The organism is Alteromonas infernus (assembly GCF_902705815.1).
This window is the reverse complement of sequence record NZ_CACSIG010000003.1, coordinates 143,252-167,304: the sequence shown is the minus strand read 5'-3', so window position 1 is coordinate 167,304 and position 24,053 is coordinate 143,252. Positions and strand designations below refer to the sequence as shown.

Annotated in this window: 19 protein-coding genes and 3 pseudogenes; 12 read left to right on the top strand and 10 right to left on the bottom strand. The window is 45.1% G+C overall.

Annotated features, from left to right (window positions below; genetic code table 11):
* The first annotated feature begins 73 nt into the window (after window positions 1–73).
* Window positions 74–1,255: a BaiN/RdsA family NAD(P)/FAD-dependent oxidoreductase gene (locus ACX5J7_RS00845; RefSeq protein WP_474375770.1), complete on the top strand. Its 1,182-nt coding sequence runs from the start codon at window positions 74–76 to the stop codon at window positions 1,253–1,255.
* A 283-nt stretch (window positions 1,256–1,538) separates the two neighbouring features.
* On the opposite strand, the pseudogene ACX5J7_RS00840 reads toward ACX5J7_RS00845, so the two are convergent.
* The 7 genes and pseudogenes from ACX5J7_RS00840 to ACX5J7_RS00810 all read right to left on the bottom strand — a co-directional run bounded on the left by ACX5J7_RS00840 (window position 1,539) and on the right by ACX5J7_RS00810 (window position 9,642).
* Window positions 1,539–2,647 (bottom strand): annotated as a pseudogene (locus tag ACX5J7_RS00840) (IS3 family transposase).
* A 48-nt stretch (window positions 2,648–2,695) separates the two neighbouring features.
* The gene (locus ACX5J7_RS00835) at window positions 2,696–3,004 is read right to left on the bottom strand and encodes a hypothetical protein (RefSeq protein ID WP_024015480.1); all 309 of its coding nucleotides are present in this window, start codon (window positions 3,002–3,004) and stop codon (window positions 2,696–2,698) included.
* A gap of 125 nt (window positions 3,005–3,129) precedes the next feature.
* Window positions 3,130–6,240 carry an efflux RND transporter permease subunit gene (locus tag ACX5J7_RS00830; RefSeq protein ID WP_498705739.1) on the bottom strand — a complete coding sequence of 1,037 codons (3,111 nt, stop codon included), beginning with the start codon at window positions 6,238–6,240 and terminating at the stop codon, window positions 3,130–3,132.
* Between the two features lie 60 nt (window positions 6,241–6,300).
* Window positions 6,301–7,236, bottom strand: coding sequence for an efflux RND transporter periplasmic adaptor subunit (locus ACX5J7_RS00825; protein WP_029937683.1), 936 nt, complete (start codon window positions 7,234–7,236; stop codon window positions 6,301–6,303).
* Window positions 7,236–8,570 (bottom strand): TolC family protein, encoded by a 1,335-nt coding sequence (locus ACX5J7_RS00820; protein WP_498705736.1) that lies wholly within the window; start codon window positions 8,568–8,570, stop codon window positions 7,236–7,238. Before ACX5J7_RS00820 ends, ACX5J7_RS00825 begins: the two co-directional genes overlap by 1 nt.
* 72 nt (window positions 8,571–8,642) lie before the next feature.
* Window positions 8,643–9,038 (bottom strand): hypothetical protein, encoded by a 396-nt coding sequence (locus tag ACX5J7_RS00815; protein WP_498705734.1) that lies wholly within the window; start codon window positions 9,036–9,038, stop codon window positions 8,643–8,645.
* Window positions 9,025–9,642, bottom strand: a complete 618-nt coding sequence (locus ACX5J7_RS00810; protein ID WP_015065928.1) for a cation efflux transmembrane domain-containing protein — start codon at window positions 9,640–9,642, stop codon at window positions 9,025–9,027. Before ACX5J7_RS00810 ends, ACX5J7_RS00815 begins: the two co-directional genes overlap by 14 nt.
* Before the next feature lie 79 nt (window positions 9,643–9,721).
* On the opposite strand from ACX5J7_RS00810, the gene cadR reads away from it, so the two are divergent.
* From cadR to ACX5J7_RS00790, 4 genes are all read left to right on the top strand, one after another.
* Window positions 9,722–10,111 carry a Cd(II)/Pb(II)-responsive transcriptional regulator gene (gene cadR, locus ACX5J7_RS00805; RefSeq protein ID WP_015065929.1) on the top strand — a complete coding sequence of 130 codons (390 nt, stop codon included), beginning with the start codon at window positions 9,722–9,724 and terminating at the stop codon, window positions 10,109–10,111.
* A 192-nt stretch (window positions 10,112–10,303) separates the two neighbouring features.
* The gene (locus ACX5J7_RS00800) at window positions 10,304–10,594 is read left to right on the top strand and encodes an IS3 family transposase (RefSeq protein WP_015065930.1); all 291 of its coding nucleotides are present in this window, start codon (window positions 10,304–10,306) and stop codon (window positions 10,592–10,594) included.
* Window positions 10,555–11,253 (top strand): IS3 family transposase, encoded by a 699-nt coding sequence (locus tag ACX5J7_RS00795; protein WP_148289227.1) that lies wholly within the window; start codon window positions 10,555–10,557, stop codon window positions 11,251–11,253. Before ACX5J7_RS00800 ends, ACX5J7_RS00795 begins: the two co-directional genes overlap by 40 nt.
* 434 nt (window positions 11,254–11,687) lie before the next feature.
* The gene (locus tag ACX5J7_RS00790; RefSeq protein WP_015065932.1) at window positions 11,688–12,716 is read left to right on the top strand and encodes an Abi family protein; all 1,029 of its coding nucleotides are present in this window, start codon (window positions 11,688–11,690) and stop codon (window positions 12,714–12,716) included.
* 125 nt (window positions 12,717–12,841) lie between these two features.
* On the opposite strand, the gene ACX5J7_RS00785 is transcribed toward ACX5J7_RS00790, so the two are convergent.
* The gene (locus tag ACX5J7_RS00785; protein WP_498705732.1) at window positions 12,842–12,979 is read right to left on the bottom strand and encodes a hypothetical protein; all 138 of its coding nucleotides are present in this window, start codon (window positions 12,977–12,979) and stop codon (window positions 12,842–12,844) included.
* Between the two features lie 812 nt (window positions 12,980–13,791).
* Between ACX5J7_RS00785 and ACX5J7_RS00780 the strand changes: the two genes are divergently transcribed.
* The gene (locus ACX5J7_RS00780) at window positions 13,792–15,009 is read left to right on the top strand and encodes a diguanylate phosphodiesterase (protein WP_498705730.1); all 1,218 of its coding nucleotides are present in this window, start codon (window positions 13,792–13,794) and stop codon (window positions 15,007–15,009) included.
* A gap of 4 nt (window positions 15,010–15,013) precedes the next feature.
* Here ACX5J7_RS00780 and ACX5J7_RS00775 read toward each other — a convergent pair whose 3' ends face one another.
* Window positions 15,014–15,898 (bottom strand): ArgP/LysG family DNA-binding transcriptional regulator, encoded by an 885-nt coding sequence (locus ACX5J7_RS00775; RefSeq protein ID WP_020745176.1) that lies wholly within the window; start codon window positions 15,896–15,898, stop codon window positions 15,014–15,016.
* A gap of 192 nt (window positions 15,899–16,090) precedes the next feature.
* Here ACX5J7_RS00775 and ACX5J7_RS00770 point away from each other — a divergent pair.
* Window positions 16,091–16,694, top strand: a pseudogene (locus ACX5J7_RS00770) (LysE/ArgO family amino acid transporter).
* 107 nt (window positions 16,695–16,801) lie between these two features.
* Window positions 16,802–17,119 (top strand): DMT family transporter, encoded by a 318-nt coding sequence (locus ACX5J7_RS00765; protein WP_012516699.1) that lies wholly within the window; start codon window positions 16,802–16,804, stop codon window positions 17,117–17,119.
* Window positions 17,120–17,233: 114 nt separating this feature from the next.
* Here the strand turns inward: ACX5J7_RS00765 and ACX5J7_RS00760 are convergent, their stop codons facing one another.
* Entirely contained in the window at window positions 17,234–17,950 is a 717-nt protein-coding gene (locus tag ACX5J7_RS00760) for a DUF1499 domain-containing protein (RefSeq protein ID WP_020742648.1), read from the bottom strand.
* Window positions 17,951–18,114: 164 nt separating this feature from the next.
* Between ACX5J7_RS00760 and ACX5J7_RS00755 the strand changes: the two are divergent.
* The 4 genes and pseudogenes from ACX5J7_RS00755 to ACX5J7_RS00740 all read left to right on the top strand — a co-directional run bounded on the left by ACX5J7_RS00755 (window position 18,115) and on the right by ACX5J7_RS00740 (window position 23,934).
* A pseudogene (locus ACX5J7_RS00755) lies at window positions 18,115–18,799 on the top strand (DNA-J related domain-containing protein).
* A 311-nt stretch (window positions 18,800–19,110) separates the two neighbouring features.
* A complete protein-coding gene (locus ACX5J7_RS00750) occupies window positions 19,111–20,256 on the top strand; it encodes an efflux RND transporter periplasmic adaptor subunit (protein WP_012516702.1) in 1,146 nt (381 codons plus the stop codon).
* Between the two features lie 21 nt (window positions 20,257–20,277).
* Complete coding sequence (locus tag ACX5J7_RS00745) at window positions 20,278–23,379, top strand: efflux RND transporter permease subunit (protein ID WP_012516703.1); 3,102 nt, start codon at window positions 20,278–20,280, stop codon at window positions 23,377–23,379.
* A gap of 57 nt (window positions 23,380–23,436) precedes the next feature.
* Window positions 23,437–23,934 (top strand): alpha/beta hydrolase, encoded by a 498-nt coding sequence (locus tag ACX5J7_RS00740; protein WP_012516704.1) that lies wholly within the window; start codon window positions 23,437–23,439, stop codon window positions 23,932–23,934.
* Window positions 23,935–24,053: the final 119 nt, after the last annotated feature.

Below are 24,053 nucleotides of genomic sequence, written 5' to 3'. Positions count from 1 at the left end.
CGTATAATCCCGAATTCCTAACTAGCGCTGAGGCTGGCGTAAGTTATTTGGCTTGATTTAAGGTAAACCGATAGTGATAAAGCGCGATGTAATAGTGATTGGGGCCGGCGCAGCTGGGCTTTTTTGTGCAGCACAGGCAGGCGCGCGCGGACGCAGCGTAGAGGTGCTTGACCATGCCAAAAAAGTTGGGCGTAAAATTCTTATGTCGGGCGGCGGTCGTTGTAACTTTACCAATATGTATGCCGGACCTGAAAACTTTCTATCGCAAAACCCCCATTTTTGTAAGTCGGCGCTTAGCCGCTATACCCAATGGGACTTTATCGGTTTAGTGGCCGAACATGGGATTGCCTATCATGAGAAGACATTGGGCCAATTATTTTGTGATGATAGCGCCAAAGACATCGTTGACTTACTGCTCAATGAATGTAGTAAAGCGGGCGTTACCATTACTACCCGCTGTGAAATTTTAAGCGTAGAAAAAAACGAAAGTGGGTACTCACTTACAACGTCGAGCGGCGAATATAGCTGTAAATCTTTAGTTATCGCGACGGGCGGTTTAAGCATGCCAAAGCTGGGGGCCACACCGTTTGGTTACAAAGTTGCCGAGCAATTTGGTCTTAAGGTTTTACCTACTCGGGCAGCCCTTGTTCCCTTTACCCTGCACGATAAAGACAAAGATATCTTGGCAGAACTTAGCGGTATCGCGGTAGATGTATACGCAAGCTGTAACGACACCACGTTTAAAGAAGCCATGCTGTTTACCCACCGCGGTTTAAGCGGCCCAGCCATGCTACAAATATCTAGCTACTGGGAAGCGGGTGACAGCTTAAGTATTAACACGCTTCCCAATGACGATGCCACTGCGCTTATACAAACCGCGCGTAACGAAACGCCCGATGCCCTGCTTGCTACCTCTTTAAATAAAGTATTCCCTAAGCGCATGGTACAGAGCTTTATTGAGTATCATAACTGGCGCAACGTGCCGGTAAAACAGCTTACCCACAGCGAATGTGATGCCATTGCTGATACGTTAGAGAATTGGCAGGTGAAACCCAATGGCACCGAAGGTTACCGTACCGCAGAAGTCACCATTGGTGGGGTAGATACCAACGAGTTATCGTCTAAAACCATGATGGCCAAAAACGTGGAAGGCCTCTACTTCATTGGCGAAGTGGTAGACGTCACCGGCTGGCTAGGCGGCTTTAATTTCCAATGGGCGTGGAGCAGCGGCTGGGCAGCAGGGCAGGTGGTTTAAAACTTGATCTGAAATAATTAAAACGAAGACAGATGAAATTAGAGCGAAGACAATTTAGTTTCTTAGCTGTAGATAGTTGTGAGTTAAAATGATAAAGATTTATATATCTGGAGAAGTAAATAACAATTCGACAATAATTTGAAGCTACGCTTTAATTAAAGAAAGAAGCCAATGCCTATACACTGGCCTTATGTGACCTCTAATCTAACTTAATTCAGTTAATGATTATTTTTCTTTGAGCCGCCTAGCCACTTTTGATGCAGTCTTAATGTCCACTTCCCCATTAATGAGACAGTGCTGAATTAGAGTTTTCTAGTTTTTCTCGGTAAGCTGCCGGAGGCAGGTTACCGAGACTTTCATGTGTTCTTTCTTCGTTATAATCCAGTCGCCAGAACCAGGCCATTTCTCTTACTTGATTGAGATTTTCAAACAAGTAAGCATCCAGAAACTCTCTGCGGAATGAACCGTTAAAGCGTTCAACAAAGCCATTTTGCTGTGGCTTACCTGGCTGGATATATACCAGTTCAATATTATTGGTTTCACACCAATCTGTTAGCGTCGCCGAAATTAGCTCTGGGCCATTATCCATACGCAGCTGAGTTGGTAATCCTCGCTCAGCCTTAAGTTGTTCTAACACGCGTACGACACGGCCAGCGGGCAAAGACGTATCGACCTCTATAGCAAGGCATTCCCTCGTGCCTTCATCCACCACATTCAGTGTTCTGAACCGTTTACCGCAATATAACGTGTCATGCATAAAGTCCAACGCCCATTGATGATTAGCCTGATCCAGCACTTCCAGTGGCTGGGCTATTCGCTTGGGCAGTACCCGTTTAGTTCTGCGCCGCAGGTTCAATCCCATTTGGCAGTAAACACGATAGACGCGCTTGTGGTTGAAGGGAAAGCCTTTGAACCGCATTCGGCCAAAACACTTCCAGAAGCCCGCTCATGGCGACTTCTCCAAAACCGCATTGATGGCATCAATGACAGCAGCATCCGCTTTGCGCCAGTCTCTCTCTGGACGATAAAAGGTCGCACGGCCAATACCAACAAACAGACAGGCCTTTACGATACTTAGTCCCGCATCAACTAGGATGCTGACGCACTCTCGTTTCTCTGCTGTCACCAACCCTTTTTTGCGACAAGCTCCTTAATGGCATTATTTTCTAAGCTGACATCTGCAAACATCTTTTTAAGCTTGGCATTTTCTTCTTCAAGCTCTTTCAATCGTTTGACGTCAGACGCTTCCATGCCGCCGTACTTGGACTTCCAATTGTAATAGGTTGCGCTGCTGATACCGTGTTGACGGCAGACTTCCTCAACCTTCATACCTGCATCAACTTCTTTTAACACCCCAATAATCTGAGATTCTGTATATCGTGATTTTTTCATAGTCGTCTCCTGCATTAATCATTGCAGAAAACTCCAATTAAGTCTGTCTCAGTTTAGGGGAAGTGGACAAGACAACAAAGTTACAGCAATTCCGCAGGCGCCAATCAAGGAGCCGAGAAGCTGAAATGGAATTGAAGGAACAAATAGTAGGGGCGCACGTCCTAAGTAACCAAAAAGAACTAGACCAAATGCAAAGCAAAACGTAACCACGAATATAGCCCCTGGTACAATTTCTATAAATGGTGCGTTTATAGATGCTGCTCTTATACCAAAATCACCATTTCTCTTATATTGAACAAAGCTTCTACCGAGGACGGCTAGCGCCAAAAAACTACTAATTAAAATAAGCGAAACCATATCTATCCTTATCGTACATGACGTTAAGAATATGATTGTAAAGTCTATACTTAATAAAGAGTCAATAGGTACCTAAAAATCGTTCAGGTAAAACTTGGGCATTTACGAATAAATGCCCAAGAACACTACTGATCCCCTTTACTATGCACGAGTCGATAGAGTACAGGCAGCACTACCAGTGTTAGCAAGGTTGACGATATTATCCCGCCGATGACCACCGTGGCCAAAGGCCGTTGCACCTCTGCACCTATGCCCGTATTGAGCGCCATGGGCACAAATCCAAGGCTTGCCACTAGTGCTGTCATTAATACCGGACGCAAGCGAATAAGTGCCCCTTCAACAATGCTATTCACTAATTCTCCGGTTTCTAGCAAACGTTGCTTGATGAAGGACAGCATTACCAATCCGTTTAATACGGCAATCCCAGACAACGCGATAAATCCTACCGACGCGGATATGGATAAAGGCATATCCCTTAACCAAAGAGACATTACACCGCCTGTTAATGCCAAAGGGATACCTGTGAAGATAATCAACGCATCGCGTATAGAACCAAACGCAATTACCAGCATTGTCAAAATCACAAACAACGTAACCGGTACCACAATCGTCAATCGTTGACTCGCACTTTCGAGCTGCTCAAAGGTTCCACCATAGTCGAGCCAATAACCAGCAGGTAAATCTACTTCATCATTAATTCTCACCTGAGCTTCTTCAACAAAAGTGCCAATATCTCTGTCACGCACATTTGCTGTGACAACAATACTACGTTTGCCATTCTCCCGGCTTATTTGGCTAGGTACTTCTTTAAATGCCAGTGTGGCTAATTCGCTTATCGGTACATGCTCACCAGAGGGCGTAACTATGGGAATGGTCTCAAGCTGAGTGAGTTCATTTCGAATGTCGTCGGCATATCGCACGACAATTTCAAAGCGTCTGTCGCCTTCAAAAATCATTCCAGCGGTTTTTCCACCTGTCGCAGCATTGAGCCATAACTGCAAGTCGGCTATATCCAAACCAAAGCGTGCCAATTGATTAGGCTTTGGTGTGACGGTGAAGATTGGAATGCCTTCTACCTGCTCAAGCCTCGCGTCATCAGCCCCTTCAATCGTTGAAATAACGGACAAAATGTCAGAAGCAGATGCAAAGAGCGTATCTAAGTCATCCCCAAATAGCCTTATCCCCAAATCTGCCCTTACGCCACTAATCAATTCGTTAAAACGCATTTGAATAGGTTGGGTAAATTCATAATTATTGCCGGGCAAGGTAAACAAGTCCTCTTCAAACGTTTCGACTAGCTCGGCTTTAGTCATTGATGGATCGGGCCATTGTTCCCTAGGCTTCAAAATAACAAACGTATCAGTAATGTTGGGCGGCATAGGATCGGTAGCGACCTCACCCGTACCCGTGCGACCGAATACCGTCTGAACTTGCTCATACTGCATAAGTTTCGCTTCAAGTGCTTTTTGCATTTCAACCGCTTGTTCTAACCCAGTCCCAGGGATGCGTATCGCCTGTACTAAGATATCACCTTCATTGAGCTGAGGAATAAACTCCGAGCCTAATTTGCTGCCCATCCATAGACTGCCGATAACCAAAGCACTCGCACCTACTACTACTAGCCACCTAAAACGCAGCGCGCCCATTAAAATAGAACGATACACTGCCTTTGCACCAATAATAATTGAGTTTTCTTTTTCGCTAATTTTACCTCTCATGAAAATCGCTATCGCCGCAGGCACTACGGTAAAACAAAATACCATTGCGGCAAGCAAAGCCATTATCACGGTCGCTGCCATGGGGTGGAACATTTTACCTTCGACGCCAGTGAGCGTGAACAAGGGGATATAAACAATGGTAATGATCAATACACCAAACAAACTAGGACGTATGACTTCATTAGTGGCTTCATATACAACATTCAGTCTTTCTTTGAGCGGTAGAGTTGCGCCGTTTTGCTTCTGGGATTCGGATAATCGCCTGATACAGTTTTCAACAATGATAACTGCGCCATCGACAATCAAGCCAAAATCCAGTGCGCCTAAACTCATTAAGTTAGCAGACACATCGGTTTTGACCATACCCGATATCGTGGCAAGCATTGCCAGGGGTATTACAGCGGCTGTAATAAGTGCAGCTCGCACATTCCCAAGCAAAACGAATAGCACAACGATGACAAGTAAAGCGCCCTCGACGAGGTTTTTCTGTACTGTGTCGATGGTTTTGTCAACGAGGCTTGTTCTATCGTAAACCGCTTCAAGGATAACGCCCTCGGGTAAGCTTGTTTTAATGGTTTCGAGCTTACTGTCCACAGCTTTGGCGACCGTACGAGAGTTTTCTCCCACTAACATCATTGTCGTGCCAATCACTGTTTCTTGGCCATTTAACGTGCCGGCTCCAGAGCGCAGCTCTTTACCGAGGTTGATTTGGGCGATGTCTTGAATTTTTACCGGTACGCCATCAATGATCTTAACAACCACTTGGCCGATATCGTCGATGCCCCTCAGTTGGGCTTCCGATCTGATCAGTACTTGTTGCCCATTTTGTTCTACAAAACCAGCGCCTTGATTCGCATTGTTGCGTTCTAGCGCACTGAGAAGGTCACCTGTACTTATCCCAAAGTTTATCATTGCGACTGGATTAGGATTCACATGATATTGCTTTTCAAATCCGCCTATCGCATAAACCTCGGTCACCCCCTCAACAAGCGACAATTGGGGCTTAACTACCCAATCATGGATCTCCCTTAATGCCATAGCATCATAGGGTTGACCGTTGTCCTGTCGCGCCTGAGGCTCAGCACTTAACGAGTACATGTAAATTTCACCCAAGCCTGTGGCGATAGGGCCCATTTCAGGGGTTAACCCTGTTGGCAATTGCGCCGCGATGGCGGTGAGACGCTCGTTGACGAGATTTCGTGCGAAATATAAATCAGTGCCCTCTTTAAACACGACTGTGACTTGCGACAAGCCATAGCGTGATATCGAGCGGGTATACGATAAATTAGGCAAACCGGCCAGCGAGGTTTCAACTATAAACGTTATGCGTTGCTCAGTCTCCAAAGGCGAGTAACCTGGGGTTGCGGTATTTATCTGCACTTGCACGTTGGTGATATCAGGCACAGCATCAATCGGCAGTTGTTTGTAACTGTACATACCAAAAAAGGCGACAAACAAGGCGAACAACATCATGACACCACGGCGCTCAATCGACAGACGGAGTATTCGTGCAATCATGCTCTCACCTCACCGTTTTTATGGACTTGGCTTTGCTTTTGACAATAAATGCGCAGGTAATTAGTCATCATCGCCCGCCTCCATTTTTAATAAATCAGCTTTTAGTAGATAGCTATTTTCTACAACGACTTGCTGGCCTATTTGAACGCCCTTCACAATCTCTACTAAACGGTTGTCCGTGTTCCCAAGTTTTACTTGGCGGGGGTAAAATCGTTCCCCTTCTTTGACAAAAACAATGGTTTGCCCATCTAACTCTTGTATTGAACTTTTGGGGAGTGCCAGATTGACTTCTTGGAAACCAATCTGAATATAACCCTCTACCATAGCGCCTAAAGGCCAATAACCACTGCCATTATTAACGTTCACAAACGCGATAGAATAGGGTTTGTCATCCGGTGAGGACGTAATGTGGCTTATACTTGATTGTTGCTGCAATTCCTCAAGCCTTAAAGTGACTTCCATATCAGCGGCAATATGAGTACGTTGTTTGGGGAAAATAGCCAATTGAGCAATTGCGCGAGAGTAATTAGCAACAGAAAGCAGCACTTGACCGTTGGTGAGCTCACCATCATTGGCGTGTCTAGCTATGATTTTTCCAGACATCGGTGAGGTGATTGAGTATTGATTTAAACTCTCGTTTGATTCAATGATTGCCAGTGTGTCACCTTTTTCTACTTTATCTCCAATATTCACCATGATACGTTTTACAACACCGTCGAAGCGGGCACGAATATGACTCAGTGACGCAGGATCATGAACTATCCGCCCAAATGTTCTGGTTGTGAGCGATAATGATCCTGACGCGGCTGAAGCAGTCACGATATCGTGTTCAAGCATCCGTTCTTGAGATAACACTACGTACTCGGGTCTTTCTTCGGCTTCCTCATCGTCATCATCAGCCAGGGCGACAGTAGCAAACAGTAAAGTAAGTAGCATGGCTAACACGCCAAGCAAGTCACGTGCGCTAGTGAGTAATGTAAATTGTGATGTATTCATTATTTTTTCTCTAGTAATTCTGATGATTGAGCAGACGTCGAGGGAGAGTCAGAAAACACGGGAATTCCCGTAAGTGCCTCTAGATCTGCGCTTCGAAGGTGGACTAAGCCTGCGGCTTTTATCAGTGTTCGTTGCATATCTATGAGTTGCTGTTGCGTTGTCACCCACTCTATATAGTTGTAGCGACCACTTTCATAGCCATCCCGCGCCAATTTCAATGCAGATTCCAATGTGGGAACGACATTGTCTTGAAGGGTCGTAACAGTGAGCAAGGCTTGGTCTTTTGCGCTAATGACTTGATTTAATTGGCGAGTGAGTTCACGAATTTTCGCTTGTTTTTGATAGTCGATACTGTCAAGCAATGCGCGCTGTTGTTCGTATTCTCCTAGATTCCGCTGCTTGGTATTTAACGGCACCGAAATACTGGCGACTAACGCTGTGTCATTAATTCCCTGCATTCTTCGGATACCGGCTTCCCACGCAATGTCGAACTGCTGACTGGCCTGAACCACTCTCAATCTGGCCTCTTGTACCCGATAGTTATCAGCATAAAGCAGAACGTGTGGATTGTTTTGAAGCTGTGAAAGCATATGTTCAAGTGATAGTGAATTTGGAAACGATAACAGTGCCCCTTCAACTTCCGCAAACGCAGCGTTAGTGTCACCCCACATGATGGCCAGGTCGCGTTTATACTCATTGAGTTTTTGTTCACTTATCAATAACGACAAACGCGCCTGCGACAACGCTGACTCTGCACGTTTTTTCTCAAGTGGTGAAGAAGCCCCCGCTTCAACCCGTGTAGAGACTGTCTGAAGCATTGTGCGAGCCAGCATTTCAGCTCGTTGCTCAGTCTTGTGCAACGCTTGTTGGACAATGACATTGATATATCGTCGAGTTGTTTCACCCAAGATGTCCAGCGTACGAATGCGCCGTTGTGTAAGCAGTTGAGCTTTTTTTGAACTCACCACATTCATTCGGCCGCTGACTTTATCTCCAAGCTCGATGACCGACGATAAGGTCAGTGTCAATTCGGCATCTTTGATACCAGACACTTCGCCTGTTCCCAACACATTTTCAACTTCAACCCCAACAGATATTTCAGGTCGTAAGCTGGCCATTTTTGATTCACCATCCAAAGCCGAAGATTTAAATTCGAACACAACTAAATCTGGGTTGTTTGATAATGTGCGTTTGAGCGCATTTTCAAGCGTGATTGAAGACTTTTGCGCATTGGCAGATTGAACAGATATGCTCATGGTTACCAGTGCAGCAGATATCAATTTCAGATACGCTGAGCTAGCTTTTTTTATGCCCAATGGGCGTGAAGAACTCATAAAAGAACCTTTTGTTCATAAGATAACGACATACATGGAAAGCACCCATGCAAACATATAGGAGGGAATGGATTAATGTTGAGGTGGGCGCAAAAGGCCTTCGACTAGGCCGTCAGTGACGTTGCGGGAATAACTGTATTGATTGGTATATAACGGTTTAGATACGTCATTTATTGGGTGTTGTGCAAGAAACTTAATCTGTCCACATTGACACAGCACACATTGGAAACACTTAGACTCTTCACTCGACGTATTATCACCAGCATTTACATTTTTTTCGGGAACATCATAAGTGCCTATCGACTTTGATTGTTCAGGGACTGACGATACCTCCGCAGGGTAGTCATCGCATTGAGCGGCGAACGAAAAGCCCGATTGACACATGAGCAAAGTAATAAGTAGCCATGCCAACCTACGCAGTTTTGATGTGCAATTAAAAATTGGCATTTTCTTATCAACTTTGCGCATTAAGCGCTCGCTGTCTTTCATTTCCAGCATCTTCGAGGATCATTTTTGCCCCGCGCAACACAACGCACGAAACTATCACACCGATAACCAGATCAGGCCATCGAGAATCGAGCCAAAACACCAAAACGCCAGCAAAGATAACACCTAAGTTGGCAATCACATCGTTGGCTGAAAATATCCAGCTTGCCCGCATATGCACTTCTTCATTTCTTTGTTTGCGTATGATCACAAGACAAATGACATTAGCAACCAGTGCAACTGCCCCCATAGCCATCATTAGTCCCGATACAGGTTCGCTACCGTAAATTGACCGTCTTACAATATCAATGATAATCAACACACCCAGTGCCATCTGAAAAAAGCCGCTAATTCTAGCCGCATTGGCTTTGTGCAATAGCGATTTACCAATAGCATAAAGGGCAACACCATAGACAACTGCGTCGGCGAGCATATCAAGTGAATCGGCTATTAATGCGGTTGAATCAGCAAGCAACCCGATCCCCATTTCTATAACAAACATTGTCGCGTTTATTCCCAAAAGCCAATACAAAACCTGTCGTTGAGACTGGTCTTTTATTTCAACTTCGCACCCACATCCGCTCATTAGAAACACACTCTTTACTGATGAATAGTATGAGTATAAAGTCTATACTTGGTATAGAGTCAACGGTTAGGAGAAAAAAATGAAAATTGGTGATGTCGCAAAGACGACAGGTTGTAGTATTCAGACCATTCGTTTTTATGAAAAGAAGGGGCTCTTGCCTGAGCTTAAGCGCTCAAGTGGAAATTATCGTGTCTACGACAAGGGGACTATTGAACAACTCCTGTTTATCAAACAGTGTCGTTCATTAGATATGTCTATCATGGAAGTAAAAACGCTAATGGACAGTCGTTCGAGGCCAGATCAGAGCTGTTCAAATATCAATACGTTAATAGCTAAGCATTTATCAGACGTCATTATTCGCATTGAAGAGCTAAACGCATTAAAGTCATCACTCGAAAATATGGCGTCATCGTGTGACCAAGACAAAACCATTAGGGACTGTGGTATTTTAAATTATTTACACACTTAAAATTGTAAGAAGAACACAATTTCACTGTGCGCGCTCACCTTAACTTGTATCTATCGGCTAACATTCGTCATTTGTGTAGATTTATAAGGCAAAAATCAATAGCCTGAACTTTTGATACTGAGTCAGCCATGAATCGACCAGACTTCTCTAGACACTTAATCGCTTTATAATTATGTGTACTAAGGAGAAAAGATGTCTCAGCGATTTACAGAAGAATTTAAGATACAAGCCGTTAAACAAGTTATCGATCAAGGTTATTCGGTGGCAAGTGTGTCTGAGAGGCTGGGAGTGACTAGCAGTTCACTTTATAACTGGATAAAATCCTACGGCCCAGATAGTGAAGAACATAAGCAATCTCGAGAACAATCCGACCGAATTAAGCAGCTAGAAAAAGAGCTTAAACGCGTAACAATGGAACGCGACATCCTAAAGGAAGCCACCGTATTTTTCGCGGGCGAGTCAAAGAAAAATACGCGTTCATAAAAGCCAGGCTCAAGAATTACCCAATAAAACTCATGTGTGAAGCACTCTCAATACAACGAAGTGGCTTTTATGCATGGGTGGATAAGCCGAAATCAAAGCGACAGTTAGAAGATGAGCGCCTGATGGGGTTAATTAAGCATTCTTGGCTAGAAAGTGGCTGTGTCTATGGGTACAGAAAAGTCACGAGCGACCTTAAGGATTTAGGCGAAGCTTGCAGTAAGCACCGTGTAGCTAAATTGATGAAGCTAGAAGGTATAAAGGCACAAGTCGGTTATAAAAAACATAAAGGCCACTTCAGCGGCAAGCCTGCGGTTGTTGCCGATAATGTGCTTGATAGGCAGTTTACGGTTGCTACACCGAACAGATACTGGGTCACTGACATTACCTACATCCGAACTCATGAAGGGTGGCTCTACCTCGCCGTCGTTTTAGACTTATACTCTCGCGCTGTGGTTGGTTGGTCGATGAGTTCTCGTATGGAATCAGAACTCGTTACTCAGGCACTGCTAGCAGCAGTATGGCGAAGAAAACCCAAGAATCAAGTGCTCATACACTCAGATCAAGGGAGTCAATTTACAGGCTATGAGTGGAGTGACTTCTTAACAGAACATAATCTCAAGGCTAGCACCAGTTGGTTTTGTTCAAGGCCTGATGCATAGCGGTTTTCTGCGTTTAATTTACCAAATACTAATTCTACTTCTTGTTCTCAAAAAGCGCCTCTTACTATATCCCTGGACTAATCCCCTGTGAACGGCATTAGCTGACATTGACGGGCGAGCTGTACGGAATTGGGCTACGTACACTGCTTGATCATATCGCCAGGAACAAGGCTTTACGTATATAAAACCGGCTTTAAGTTCAGTATTCTTATTACTGAATAAGGATTACTGTTTTGCTCTGGTATAAAAGGGGTTATGTTGAAATTTTCGTAGTGTATTGGGTTAATACTCTAAGGAGAATAGATGAATGTGGTTGACGGGCGGTAAGCGTATCACTAATATTAAAAATAACACGCCCGCCAAGCCTCTTAACAATGCTCAAATTGTGCGGGCTTTTTTATGCCTGAATTTTACGTCATGGAAGATAAGGCATAATGAATCAATTCAACAAACCCGCGGTTAGTGTTACAGAACAAATCAGCATTCTTAAAAATCGCGGTCTAGCCATTCAATTTCCAGAGCGTGCGGAAAGATATTTAGAAGTAATAAGCTATTTTCGCCTTAGCGCATATATGCGCCCCTTCCAAAAGAATATAAACAAACGAGGTGTAGACCATCAATTCAAAGATGGAACTGAATTTAAACAAATAGTGAACTTGTACTCTTTTGATAGAGAATTGCGATTGCTCATTATGGACGCTATTGAGAGAGTAGAAGTTGCAATTCGAGCTACCTTGAACAACGTGATGGCTAACAAGTATCAAACTGATGATATATGTAGTGGTTCTCACTGGTACTTGAATAAATCATTATTTAAATCATCATATCAGCACAAACGACTGTTAAAAGAAATCGAAGACAAGCAATCAAAAGAATTCAACGATCTTCAGAGAGACGTAAAAAAGATTGAACGAACTTCAGCTGCCGCAGAAATTAAAGTACGGCGGATTGAAAGAAGAGTTAGAGAGAATTATGCCCGCTTTTACCAACATACATATGATTCGCCTCAGCTTATGCCTGGTTGGGCGATGGTAGAAGAACTAACTCTCGGGAGTATATCTCACCTATATCGAGGGCTAGCAAGAGATAGCGACCGTAAAGACATAGCTAGAAGATTTGACTTACCTCAAGAGGTTCTTGAAAGTTGGTTGCATACGCTAAACTTTGTGAGGAATTGTTGCGCACATCATAGTCGGCTTTGGAATAGAGAGTTGTCTGTTCAGCCCAAAATTCCCAATGGTGATAACTGGCAGATGCCAGATAGATTAGAGCCCAGCCAGGTTCAGCCTAAGCGTCGTATCTATATGGTGTTACTTATGTTAGGTCACCTGATGAGACAGGTTAGTCCAGATAGTCAATGGCATAAGAAAGTAAAAGCGCTGGTTACACTTCATCCCGAAATCCCAATATTTCCTATGGGCCTTCCTGATGATTGGCTTACCCACGAATTCTTCATTAGTTAAGTACCACTAGACATCAAAACATCTTCATGAAATACAAATTTGCAAAGCCAATGAGTGAGATTAAGTAAAAATCATTCATAATAAAATATATTCGTTTTACTGATCCTCATTTGCAGCCTCTAACATTAAAACGACATACCTATCGCCAAACCCGCTACCACCGCACTTTTATGGTTTCGATGGTAGTCGTAATGAAGTTGGGGCGACACGGTAAAGCCAGCCATTTCAAATTCGTACAAAAGGCCTAAGCGGGCGACTTCCATTTTATGACTGCCATGAAATTCTAGGCCTGGGCCAATTTGTGCAATGAAGTGGTTAGTAATATGAAGGTCGGCAACCAGTAAGTAGGTATAGGCATCTAAGTCTTCGTATGCGTACTCTGCAACAAAGCCAACGCCTAAAAAGTCATTAAGCCTGTATTCGTAATCGATACCCAGCGTAAACGCGTTGCCGCACTCTTTTGTGTACTTTTGTGTAGGTTGTGCCTACAAGCGCAGACAAATGGTGTGGTGTTGATTGCCAGTGATGAGCATTTCCTTTTGCACCAACGCCAGAGGCATAAGCTGAGGCACCCAGCAAAACGGTTGCTAAATAAACTCGCATGGTCTTACTCACTTACGTTCTAATCGTGACTTCCCAGAAAGTTGTACTTTCTAGCACTCATTAAAGCGTAGGTATGATTCACGTCTCTTGCCAATGGACTTTAGTTTAACGACTTTACCAGATAGGAGGTTGATGAGGTTATAGGTTAAGCTAATTGATTAAGGTAATAGAAGTTACCGCCCATTATCCATACCGCTAAAGTTTCGTTAGATTTTAGTACAAGTGGTGAGCGCAAAGAGTATGAAGAAACTTAATAGATATGACAGGGACAAATTTAATAATGCCTACACTAACATGCCCGCGATAGGAAGCCTTAGGCCTAATTAACGTTGTTTTTCCTTATAACTTTGTCGTGAAGCGGTAGTCTTGTCTATACTCGGATAGTGCGAACAAATATAGGCTTGCTCAGCAGGAAATATATCGTCAAAACCACAATAGAGGAGTGTCATTATTTTAATACGCGGAGTGTCACGTGCTTAAGCAGTTGGTTTATCGAAGCAAAGCTACGGAAAAATTTAGTGAGGAAGACTTATCGAAAATAATGTCAGACTCCCTACCGTACAATGAGCCAAATGGCATTACAGGTATTTTGTTATTCGATGGTGAATACTTTTTTCAAGTGCTTGAAGGAGAAAGCGAAAAAGTCGAAGCGCTCTATGAACATATCAAAAAGGACAGGCGTCACAGTGCTATCGTAAAGGTAACAGAAATTGTTATTCACGAACGTAACTTTGGTGCTTGGCTTTTAAGAACCCTGCTGGTTAATCAAGGTAGTCGCTGTTACTGGCTGCCCACAGACCTAAACCTTAATCGAGAAAGTCGAATATTTGCGTTACTAAACAGTTTTGCTTCAGGTAAATGGCGAAACTGCTTGAGTGATGACGATCGCAAGAAAATTAACGCGAAAGTGGCAGTTAAAGCTGCATCTGTTGATGCTTTCGAAAACTCCAACATTCAGTTCGCTTTCCAGCCCATTGTTGATACGTTTAAAGGCAGAGTCTCAACAATAGAAGCATTGATAAGAAGTGACGACGGCAGATACCCTGAAGCTATCCTCGACAGTTTACACGGTGATGAAAAATATAAGTTTGACCTTGAGACTAAGGCTATAGCAATAGCCCAAGGGGCTAAGTTACTCAACCCATCCCAATCACTTTCGGTAAATTTATGCCCGGGCGCTATCACACATATGCCGAATGTGGCTGACTATTTGTGCTCTTTATTAAATCAACATAAATTAAAACCAAAACAACTGGTGCTAGAGGTCACGGAAACGGAAATTATTAGTGAAAGCGCTGCATTCTACGACGTTATTGCGCGTATACGCTCGCGCGGAATTCAAATCGCTATCGATGACTTTGGTGCAGGGTACGCTGGTTTATCTCTGCTCGCAGATTTTTCGCCCGATATAATAAAACTCGATAGAAAGATTACTACAGGTATTCATGAAGACGGTCATCGTCAGGCAATTACTGAAGCTGTGTTAGAGTTTGGTAATGCAATGGGCATTCCACTGGTTGTGGAAGGCGTCGAAACAATGGAAGAGTGGCTGTGGCTTCAGCATGTAGGTGTTCAAAGGTTTCAGGGCTTTTTGTTTGCAAGGCCGCGGCTTAATGGTCTATCGGAAATAAATTTTCAAGTGTTAAAGAGCAACACACAAGCACTGGGTTCGCGCCTTTATAGCGAATAAAAATTCACGTGAGTTGTGCCTTGGCCACTTTTTTAACTGCTGTGGTTAAATCGGCAAGTGCTGCTGACTCAAGCGTAGTCCAATGCCAAAACAGCGGTACTCCCAGCTCTTTTTTGGGAAACAGTGGGATTAACTCACCCTCTTTGACCTCTTGCGCTACCTGAAGTGTTGGCAGCAGCGCCCAAACCACGCCATCTAACGCCATTTTTACAAAACCATGAGACGAGGGATACCAGTGACAGGTAGTAAACGTAGGCGCAATATTTAAACATTCCCTTTGATAGTCGGTAAGTAGCGTTACATCGTATTCATCGTACAAAAGCCCCGGCGTATTCATTACATGTTCAGGCGATATTCCGTTACTAAGATGCCGCTCTATGAAACGAGGCGAAGCATACAGCTGATAGCGCATGGTGCCTAACCTGACCGACTGGCCACCGGTGACAGGTGTTCCCGTTTGGCTAATGCATGCCATAACCCGCCCTTGTTGTAATATCTCTCTGGTTTGGGTTTGATCTGCGTTGACGATGTGCACTGGATTGGCGTGCTTTTCACTGAATGAAGCCATAACTTGTGAATACCACGTGGCAAGCACATCATTGTTCACTGCTATACTGATAGGTGCTGCCGAGGCTTCTAAACCACTTTTTATATTTAATGCTTCTTCAAGCACACTCACTTTCTGTATATGAGCAAGCAGCTCTTTCCCAAGCGGTGTTGCTTTCAATGGCTTAGTACGCACCATCACCGGGCCACCCACACTTTGCTCTAAGCGTTTTATCTTCTGAGAAACCGCCGATTGCGTAAGATTTAGCGCCTGCGCGCCCTTTTCAAACCCTCCGTACCGAAGAACTTCGTGAAAGCATCGTAGCGCGTCGTAGTCGAGCATGGTGATCCTGTGAAAAGAAGGTTATTAATATTAATTTTGCTTATTAAAGACAAAAATCATTAATTTAATTTAGCTGTTTAAGGTGTATAAAATCAAGCCAATTATTCAGGTTGCTACGGCGTATTGATAGTCAATGATGAGCAACCAGCTCGTTCTATTTTATTTATCTATTTACTTTAAGAGGCAGACAACATGTTGGCGGCAGCAACAAGTGGTTTCGTGATGGGCGGTACCCTTATCATCGCAGTAGGCGCACAAAACAGCTTTCTGATTGAGCAGTCGATGAAAAAGCAGTGGACCACCCTATTCGTTTTACTGTTTATTCTTAGCGATGCCATTTCAATTAGCCTGGGTGCGATGGGCTTTGGCTTGTTGTTGCAAGAGTATCCAATGCTAGTGACGGTGACCAAATGGGCTGGCGTAGCATTTTTGTTATGGATAGCGTTTAACAAGATTAAGTCGTCGTTAGCAAATGATGCCTTGGTGTTAGCGATGGCGAAAAAGCAACTGTCGTTTTAAAAAGGCGCTGTTAATTGCATTGGCAGTAACGTGGCTTAATCCACATTTCTACTTAGACACGCTATTGCTAATGGGGAATTTGGCAAGTCAGTGGCAAGAAAATAAATGGTGGTTTGTGGGCGGTGCGATTGGCGCATCCGTAGTGTGGTTTGTGGGGCTAAGTACCCTGACCGCGCGCTTTGCCCATCATATGCAACGTCCCAATTTTTGGCGCTGGTTTAACCGCCTAAATGCGGCCGTGTTGGGGATGGTAAGTATACAGTTGGCAAGCCTTTAGCTAAGACACGCTGAGTCGCAAAATTCTAAGACGCGTTGAAACCCAGGCTTTCGTTGAAACGGTATACTACTGCGGTAAGTCAAACCACTGATTTAAAGGATGTACAGGTGAGCTGGATTTATTTGATAACGGCGGGCTTGCTGGAAATTGGGTGGCCCGTAGGACTTAAAATGTCGCAAGAGGCGGAAACCCGTGTCATGGGCATTCTACTGGCCATAGGTTTTATGGCTGCCAGTGGTTTTTGCCTTTGGATGGCACAAAAACAAATTCCCATAGGTACGGCGTATGCTGTATGGACGGGCATAGGGGCAGCGGGCACGTTTTTGGTAGGCGTGGTGTTTTACGGCGACCCTGCGTCGTTAGCACGCTATTTTGGCGTGGCGCTTATTGTGGCGGGCGTTGTTGTACTTAAACTAGCGCACTAATGTGGAGGCGGCCAACCTGAGCGGCCAAAAGCAAATAAAAAGCCCGTTCGCTTTTCATTGTGAACGGGCTTTTTTACCTTTCTACGCCTCAATTATGCAAGCGTGGGGCTATATTTAGTAATACCCTAGCTGGCTTCTAAGTTCGGCCATAAAAGTTTCAATACGCTCAGCATTTTTGCCTAAATCGCTTTTCCCTACGCGTGATTTACTGCGTACATCAACCAAGGTGTCATCGCTTTTAGCGGTTAACCTGATAACCACGTCGTCTTTGAAGCCGAACCAAGTGGTGGTGTCGGTGGCTTCCAGTGTGTTAGGTAAAGCGCCATCGCTAACGCGTTCCCAACCCAGTGCCTCTATCGCTTTCTCTGCGGCCATATAAACTTCATTGACGGGCTGTGGCAACAGTTGAGTTTTAATTTCAGGGTAGGCTTCTATCTGCTGTTTGGTGACGTCGCCGCCTTCATAGGCTACCGAGTTAGGCGCGCCTTCGCGCAGTGGTGCGATAGCTACAAATTCGGGTGGGTTTGTCACGTCGGTGGTGATATCGTGAATGGGGGGAACCGCGCTTGCCTTGCTCATCATGCTAACCGGCATGCCTACCGCAATTAGCGCAAGAATAGCGCAAACAAGCGTACTGCCCCAGTTTACGTTTTTACGGTTTAGTAATACCTGCAAAATAATAAGTATGATGGCTGCGCCGCCGACATATACGCCGAAGCGTAACGATGTAAACGCGGTGCCTAGGCTGACGCCAGCGTATTGATACAGTGGGCCAGGCAATACCACCATGAGAAAACCAACTATGCTGGTTAGGGCAATGAGTGCTTTCAAGTGAACTCCAAGGTTGTTATTTTAGTTTGACCAACCTACTTTAACAGTCAAATGGGAATTTTGGATTAGTTTCTCGCAATAAAAATGGGGGCCGTTTATTTTGCTGAGCCCTTTTATTTAAGTAAAAACTCTCTACAGCCCGAATCTAAAAAAGGTAAGTCGCATTGCAAAGTGAGACAGTCGATGAAGCTATTTACGTACAACAAGCTGAGTTGTTGGTTGACCTTCTCTCTACCTTCAAGCCTTTTTTTATAAAGGGTATTAGCGAATACGCGCTTATCGAGCTGTTGAAAAAAGGCCCCCTATCAGTTTTTCGATGAAGACGCGCTGCGTGACCCACTTATTCTCTTTAAAACCCATTTCGTTTTGTTTCACGCGCTTTATCAATTGAAACGCGATTGGCGCGAGCGAAATGAAGGCGAGTTAGATATTCATGCGCTTAATATTTCGTTAAAGCCCATTGATAAATCAGACGCTGAGCAAAACGACGGGGCCAAATTAAGAGGCAAAGTAATAACGGAACCAGATAAGCTGGCTGAATACTACTTGGATTGGTCTAACTTCGAGAAGACCGACCGCGATAGCGTTGAAACATTATTAAACGGGTTTTGGCAGCGCATGGCAGGGTTGCGAACCGCCAACTATCAGCAAAGTGATATTGATAATGCCCACGACTTACTAGGGGTAAATGAGGCGGATGGCGTATCGCGCATGTCATTAAAGCGCGCCTACAAAAAAACGCTTCAGCGCGTGCATCCTGATAAAGGGGGTAATGGGCAACAGGCGCAAAAGGTTATTCAGGCATATCAGATGCTATGTGCGTACTATTCGCTAAATTCGGCAAAATAGAATGATACTGAGCGTATAATTTCGCATTATTCGTATAATGTATATGGCCTACGGCAGTTAAACGACAACAACGGTAACTTCAGCTTCATTCTCTTTTATTCTGATGTATAAATGCGCACAATATGAACGATAAGAGCGCAGATTCGTACTAACGAGCGTTTAACTGTGCCACACCTCTTCCGATTATCATCGTATCGGTCTAGTAGGGCTGTAGATAATTAGGCGCATTGGAAGCAAACATTCTTAGTTTTATATTGGAAATACGGAACAAAGGCCGTGTTCTGTAAACGTTATTGGGAAATAGAAAATTTATGAGTCGCATTTTTTATGTTACTGCAGCATTAATAACCCTGTTGGGCGTTATTGGGTGTTCGAACGAAGGTGAGCAAGCGCAGCAAGGTGCTCAGCAAGGTAAGCCTGCACCTTCCGTATCGGTAGTTACGCTGGAAAAACAACCTGTAGTACATGAAATGGTGTTGCCGGGCAGAGTTAGCCCGTCTCGTCAGTCTCAGGTGCGTCCCCAGGTAGATGGTGTTATTACCGAGCGCCTATTTGAAGAAGGCGCTTATGTAGAAAAAGGTCAGCAGCTTTATCAAATTGACGAGGCACGCTACCTGGCGCAGCTAAATAGTGCTAAGGCTGATTTAAAAAGCGTAGAGGCAAACCTTAAAACACTGGAAGCGAAAGCTCGCCGTTACGACGACCTTGTGGCGCAAAATGCGGTAAGTAAGCAGGAATACGACGACGTTATTGCCCAAAAAGACCAGGCGCAGGCCGCCATTAGTGTGGCTGAAGCCGCAGTTGATGTGGCTAAAGTAAATATGGGCTATACCAAGGTATACGCGCCGATAAGCGGGCGTATTAGCCGTTCGTTTGTAACCGAAGGTACCCTTGTCACTACCAATCAGGCACAGCAGCTTGCCACCATAACCCAGTTAGATCCTGTTTTTATTGATATGCAAGAATCAGGGTCGTCAATTATCACATTGCGCCAATCAATGCGTAAGCAAGGCTCTATGGACGTAGAGTTGACGGTCGATGAAGTGACCGGTAAGCGCTATGAACAAACCGGAAGCGTAAAATTTTCTGAAGTCACCGTTGATGAGAGCACGGGCTCAGTAACCCTTCGCGCAGAAATGCCAAACCCTGAAGGCGTGTTACTGCCAGGGTTATTTGTAAAAGGCCACGTTATCACTGGCCGTGAAAACGCGCTATTAATCCCTCAGCGTGCCACCACTCGCCAGCCTGACGGCTCGTTGTCTGTGTATGTTGTTAACAAGAACAATGAAGTTGAAGGTCGAACCTTAGAAATTGGCAAAATTTACCGCGATCAGTATGTGGTTTTAAACGGCGTGAGTGAGGGCGAGAAGGTCATTGTAACTGGGTATCAGAAGGTTAAACCTGGTGCAAAAGTTAACCCGTCTGAATGGCAACCGTCATCACGTGGCTCACGATAGCAAGCAAGGGATTTAAGTAATATGGCTCGTTTTTTTATAGACAGGCCCGTGTTTGCATGGGTGCTCGCAATTATCACTATGATGGCTGGTGTACTTGCCATTACTTCACTGCCAATTGAGCAATATCCCAAGGTGGCTCCCCCTTCGGTGACCATTTCGGCAAGCTATCCTGGAGCGTCGGCAGAAACCGTTGAAAACTCGGTAACGCAGGTTATCGAACAAAGCCTAACGGGTATCGACAATTTGCGTTATTTCTCGGCAAGTAGCTCGAACAGCAGCCTGTCGATAACGTTAACATTCGAACCCGGTACCGACCCTGATATTGCGCAAGTTCAAACGCAAAACAAGGTGCAAGGCGCTTTGCCGCTGTTGCCAACCCAAGTGCAGCAGCAAGGGGTAACAGTAACTAAGGCGAACAGTGCTTTTGCACTGGCGGTGGGTTTTTATTCTGAAGACGACAGCATGACGCAGTATGATCTGAGCGACATGTTAGTGTCGAGTTTCCAAGACCCAATATCCCGTGTAAACGGGGTAGGTAATGTGCGGGTTTTTGGTGCGCAGCGTTCTATGCGTATTTGGTTAGACCCAGATAAACTGTATAGCTACAACCTGACTCCCACGGATGTTCAGGCAGCGGTGCAGGTTCAAAACACCGATGTGTCAGCAGGGCAATTAGGTGGTTTACCGGCTATTGAAAATCAGCAAATAAATGCGACTATTCAAGCGCAAAGCCGCCTACAGACCGTAGAAGATTTTGAGAACATCGTACTTCGCGTAAATACCGATGGTTCGCAAGTGCGAGTACGAGATGTGGCGCGGGTAGAGCTTGGTGCACAAAGTTACGATGTTATTGTTCGCTACGATAGAAGGCCTGCTTCTGGCATGGCCATCAGCTTAGCGTCGGGGGCTAATGCCCTAGACACGATAAAAGCCGTAAAAGCCCGGGTTGAAGAGTTACGTTCAAACCTACCTGATAGCGTAAAAGTGGTTTATCCGGTCGATAGCTCACCTTTTATCGAGCTATCTATTGAGTCGGTGGTACATACCTTAATTGAAGCCGTAGTGTTGGTATTTTTGGTGATGCTACTTTTCCTTCAAAACTGGCGTGCCACTCTTATTCCTACTATTGCGGTACCGGTTGTTTTACTGGGTACATTTGCGGTGCTACTGGCCTTTGGTTTTAGTATTAATGTACTGACCATGTTTGCCATGGTGCTTGCCATCGGGCTGTTAGTGGACGACGCCATCGTAGTTGTAGAAAACGTTGAGCGTATTATGGAAGAGGAAGGCCTTTCGCCTGCCGAAGCCACTAAAAAGTCGATGTCGCAGATTACGGGGGCGTTGGTAGGTATTGCAGCCGTTCTTTCAACCGTATTCATTCCCATGGCGTTCTTTAGCGGTTCTGCCGGGGCGATTTACCGCCAGTTCTCTGTGACTATCGTGTCGGCGATGGCGTTTTCAGTATTAGTTGCCATTGTGCTTTCCCCTTCGTTGTGTGCCACGTTGTTAAAACAGCATTCCGAAGATCATGACAAGAACAAAGGCTTCTTTGGCTGGTTTAACCGCACCTTTAACAAGGGGCGTGACCGCTATCAAAGAACCACCACTCACATGGCGAAACGATTTAAGCGCTATTTCGTGGTGTACGGGTTATTAGTGGGCGGCATGGCGTTTATATTTAGCCAGCTTCCAGGTGCGTTCCTTCCCGATGAAGACCAAGGGCGAATGATGGTGCTCGTCAGTACACCGCCAGGGGCAACAGCAGGACGAACGCTAGAGTCAATTAAACAGGTTGAAGACTACATTCTTGAGCAGGAAAGCGACGCAGTTAACGGTATGTTTGCGGTAGTGGGCTTTAGCTTTGCAGGTCAAGCACAAAATGCCGGCATGGCGTTCTTAAACTTTAACGATTGGAGTGTGCGAGACGAGAGTGATTCTGCATTCGCGGTTACGCAGCGCGCGTTTGGTGCCTTTAGCCAAATTCAAGATGCCTCGGCGTTTCCCATTGTACCGCCACCCATTATGGAGTTAGGCAACGCGACAGGCTTCGATATGCAGCTGGTGGATCGCGGTGGAAACGGTCATGAAGCCTTAATGAATGCCCGTAATCAGCTATTGGGTATGGCTGCGCAGAATCCGAAACTTGCAGGTGTGCGCCCCAATGGCTTAAGTGATGTTCCTCAGTTTAAGATTAATATCGACAGTGAGAAAGCATCGGCACTCGGCTTGAATTTAAGTGAGATTAATAACGCGCTTCAAATTGCCTGGGGCTCAAGCTACGTCAACGACTTTATCGATAAGGGGCGTATTAAGCGCGTATATATGCAGGCTGATTTGCCGCATCGTATGACCCCTGAAGACTTAGATAAGTGGTTTGTGCGCAACAGCGACGGCGAAATGGTGGCATTTAGCACCTTCTCTACGACAGAGTGGGTGTATGGCTCACCTAAGCTGGAGCGCTTTAACGGTATTTCATCGGTGAACATTCAAGGTAGTGCAGCACCTGGCGTGTCCTCTGGTGAAGCGATGGCTGAAATGCAAAAGCTGGTTGGTCAGCTACCGCCAGGGTTTGCGGTTGAATGGTCGGGCTTATCTTACGAGGAACAGGAAGCAGGCTCTCAAGCCCCCATGCTGTATGCGCTTTCTATTTTGATCGTGTTCTTGTGCTTAGCCGCCCTGTACGAAAGCTGGTCGGTGCCTTTTGCCGTCATGCTGGTTGTTCCCTTGGGTATTCTAGGCTCGGTAACCGCCGCGTTCATCTTTAACTTGCCAAATGATGTTTACCTGCAGGTAGCCTTTTTAACAACGGTGGGTTTGGCTGCGAAGAACGCGATTCTTATTGTTGAATTTGCAAAAGAGCAGTACGAAAACGGTGAAGATTTAATGACGGCCGTATCTAACGCGGCCTCCCAACGTTTTCGCCCAATTCTTATGACGTCTATGGCATTTATCCTTGGGGTAACGCCGCTAGCGCTGGCAAGTGGAGCGGGAGCAGCAAGTCAGAACGCTATCGGCATTGCGGTGATGGGCGGCATGTTTGCGGCGACATTCTTGGCTATTTTCTTTGTGCCCATGTTCTACGTGATGGTAGAAAAACTGTTCCATAAAGAAGACAAGCAATAAGCAAGTGCGCTAGAGTGAGAAAAAAACGTTTCATTCTTCTACATAGGGATATTGGTAATGACCACAGTTGTTTTTTCTCACGGCAAAGAAAGCGGTCCATGGGGCAGTAAAATAACCACGCTTTCTAATGTAGCGAACGATATGGGCTTTGGTGTAGAGAGTATCGATTATCAAGATCTCGATTGCCCCGAAGCCCGCTTAGAGCGCCTAAAAGAGACCATTGCTGAAAAGTGTAATGACGTTGTTTTAGTGGGCTCGAGCATGGGCGGCTATGTTTCACTCGCCGCGGCGAGCCAAATATCGGCGAGAGGTGTCTTCCTTATGGCGCCTGCGCTGTACTTGCCCAATTACAAAGTTCAGCGTTTTCCCTACGACGGTTACGTGAGTTTGGTGCACGGCTGGAACGATGAGATTGTGCCAATTGAGAACAGCCTTAAGTACGCTCGTCATCAAAAAGCGCAGCTTTTGTTACTTAACGACGGTCACCGTTTAGCAAATAGTAAGTCGGTAATTTCGCCGTTTTTCAGAAACTGGTTGGAAAAGTTTCGCTACTAACCTTTTGTATTCATAAGGTGTGTTGGCTGAAGGCGTGCCTTAACCCCCATGTACTATGATATTCATAAAGCCCACTTCGGTGGGCTTTTTGCTACCTGCTTACGTCAAACACAACCTAC